The organism is Clostridium sp. FS41, from assembly GCF_000954015.1.
GTDB classification, from domain to species: domain Bacteria; phylum Bacillota; class Clostridia; order Lachnospirales; family Lachnospiraceae; genus Enterocloster; species Enterocloster citroniae.
Genome location: NZ_JYHN01000053.1, coordinates 1 through 824 on the forward strand (window position 1 = coordinate 1; position 824 = coordinate 824).

2 protein-coding genes are annotated in these 824 nt (G+C 42.1%); both read left to right on the forward strand.

What is annotated here, in order from left to right; genetic code table 11:
• Window positions 1–82: 82 nt before the first annotated feature.
• Entirely contained in the window at window positions 83–334 is a 252-nt protein-coding gene (locus CLFS41_RS30245) for a hypothetical protein (RefSeq protein WP_045092146.1), read from the forward strand.
• A gap of 151 nt (window positions 335–485) precedes the next feature.
• Window positions 486–752 (forward strand): hypothetical protein, encoded by a 267-nt coding sequence (locus CLFS41_RS09520; RefSeq protein ID WP_045091262.1) that lies wholly within the window; start codon window positions 486–488, stop codon window positions 750–752.
• Window positions 753–824 lie beyond the last annotated feature (72 nt).

Sequence of the window (824 nt, forward strand, 5' to 3'; positions counted from 1 at the left end):
ACGCAAAAAAGGATAAGGTTACACAACAAAACTGATATCAGTAGTATTAGCATTTCCGGGAGTAACGGAGGAAGGAATAAAGATGAAAAAATATCGAGTTATGGTACCGATAGTTGCGGCATGTTATGTGGAAGTCGAGGCGGAAAACGAGAAAGAAGCTATCGCTTGTGCTTTGAATAGCGAAGAACTGTCTCTTGAAAATGTAGAAGAATGGGAGGGGCTTGAGGCCATTGTTACGGGTAATGTAGTTTATACATACAACCATACTGCCTGGGCTGAGGAGTTGGAGAATTTAACATTTGGAGGACATGATGGAAGAAGAATGGGACAATGATATATGCTGTGTTACTTGCAGATATGGTTATCTTGTTGAGGACGTAGATGAGGGAGAAAAGATCCATTGCAAGAAAAAGGATGAATATATGCCGACAGATGGTGTGTGTGGAGATCATGAGTATTAACACTTTGAAAAGGAGCGAATGAAAATGAAAAGGACATTGGAATTACCAGTAGAGATTGGGACGGTTGTATATGATGCTGATTTCCCACGGTATCCCCAGCGCGTGATTGGATATCGTATAGGGCGCATGATGGGAGAAGATGAGGAAGATTTTGAAGAAGATCGTGAGACAGATGAGTTGTATATGGAATACGAGGGCTGCGGGATGTCTGGGTCTTATCCTGTTTCAGAGTTCGGAATAAGTATATTCATGACACGCGAGGAAGCAGAACAGGCTTCTTCTGAAAACTGATATCAGTAGTATTAACGTTTAAATAAATAACTGAAAGGAGGCGGAAGCCCCGGCCGGGAAAAGATATCTGGC

What these genes read in the sequence shown, in the direction of transcription:
- CLFS41_RS30245 (WP_045092146.1), top strand. Translation starts at nt 83, where the DNA reads ATGAAAAAATATCGAGTTATGGTACCGATAGTTGCGGCATGTTATGTG.
- CLFS41_RS09520 (WP_045091262.1), top strand. Translation starts at nt 486, where the DNA reads ATGAAAAGGACATTGGAATTACCAGTAGAGATTGGGACGGTTGTATAT.